Genomic DNA, 1,662 nt, shown 5'->3' on the forward strand with positions numbered 1-1,662 from the left:
ACTAAAGTTTCCCACCCCAAAATAGTAGGGTAAAAATAACAGTTTCTCGATAAAAAGTTGTATCTTTGTAATCGCTAAAGAACAAAAAACAACGATTTAAAGAGTAACTGTTATGAATGCAAAATTAAGCAATTTTTCTGAGTTATCAAACATATTAAGTGTTAAAAGTTCATTGCGAACCAATTTAATGGCGCTTTTTACCCGTTTTGGTCTAGGTCATCTCCTCTGCAAGCTATCATTGGAGAAAGAAGCTGGTATTCCTGCCGTTCAACTGATCCTGTCTTTGTGTCTGTTTCGCATAGCAAGTGAAAGTATTCACTCTATGTACAAGAAATCATATTACGACTTGTTGAGTACTGGCAAGAACTGCTATTATCGAATGATGACGAGAGCTTCCATGGATTGGCGTAAGCTCCTCCTTGGTATGTCCCTTCGCTTTCTAGCTATCATCCGCAAAGAGCATGCAGAAGTCTCCACTGGAATGGAGAGCTATATCCTGGACGATACCACCTTGGAAAAGACAGGTTTCAGCATGGAACAGATCAGTAGAGTATTCGACCATGTCCAAGGCAAATGTGTGTTGGGGTACAAACTGTTGGTTTGTGCATTTTTTGATGGGAAGAGTACTATTCCTATAGACCTTTCGCTGCACTGTGAAAAAGGAAAGAAGAAGGACTTTGGACTAACCTCCAAGCAACGAAAAAAGCGTTTTGCCAAACAGCGTAATGCCGAGAATCCAAACGCCATCCGCTTTAATGAGTCTACGGAATCGAAACTGAAGGTTGCCGTTGACATGATAAAGAGAGCCTGGAGTCATAAGTGCCTGCGAGCCAAGTATGTTCTTTGTGACAGCTGGTTTACTTGTGAATATCTCATCGGCGAAGTTAGAAAGCTTGGCAAAGGAGCCTTGCATCTTGTAGGATTGGCGAAAATGGGAAATGCCAAGTATCTTGTCCATGGCAAATTACACAATGCCTTGGAATTGATAGCTCTATATGAAAGAGAGCGTTCTCATAACTGTCGCCAATATAAATGCCATTATATATCTTTGCAAGGTAAGCTGGGGGAGCAACCTTTACGCATATTCCTGATTCGATATGGAAGGAACCAAAGATGGAACGTTTTGATAAGCACAGATTTGTCTATGACTTTTGTGAAAGCTTTCGAAGTTTACCAAATCCGTTGGAACATAGAAGTCTTGAACAAAGAATGTAAACAGTATCTCGGACTAGGCAAATGCCTTGGAAGAGATTTTGACGAGCAGATTGCCGACTGCACCCTCTGCTTTCTCACATATATAACCATGGCTTTGGAGAAACGATTCTCTGAATATGAGACCATGGGAGAACTTTTCACAGACATGGAGGAAGACCTCATGGCATTGACCTTATGGAAGAGAGTACTAACATGCATCAAGAGACTTTTGGAGGTGCTTTGTGAGCATCTTGGCGTGACAGTTGATGAAATGACAGAGTCTCTTATCAACGACGAAGAAGCTGCATCTGCTTATCTCGTCATGGCTAAAGCTCTAGAAAATAGGGAAAATGGGAAAGAAGTGGCATGAAACACTTTTTAGGTAACCGTTAAAATGCCCTGTTTATAGGGATTGATGGAACATTAAGGACTCAAAAATGCCCTATAAACAAGGGTGGGAAACTTTAG

At 41.0% G+C, this 1,662-nt stretch carries 1 protein-coding gene; it reads left to right on the forward strand.

The features are described from left to right. Positions 1-112 precede the first annotated feature (112 nt). Positions 113-1,564, forward strand: a complete 1,452-nt coding sequence (locus tag DW917_RS16775; RefSeq protein WP_118120525.1) for a transposase — start codon at positions 113-115, stop codon at positions 1,562-1,564. Positions 1,565-1,662 lie beyond the last annotated feature (98 nt).

Origin of the sequence: Prevotella sp. AM42-24 (assembly GCF_003461825.1) — a bacterium.
GTDB lineage: Bacteria > Bacteroidota > Bacteroidia > Bacteroidales > Bacteroidaceae > Prevotella > Prevotella hominis.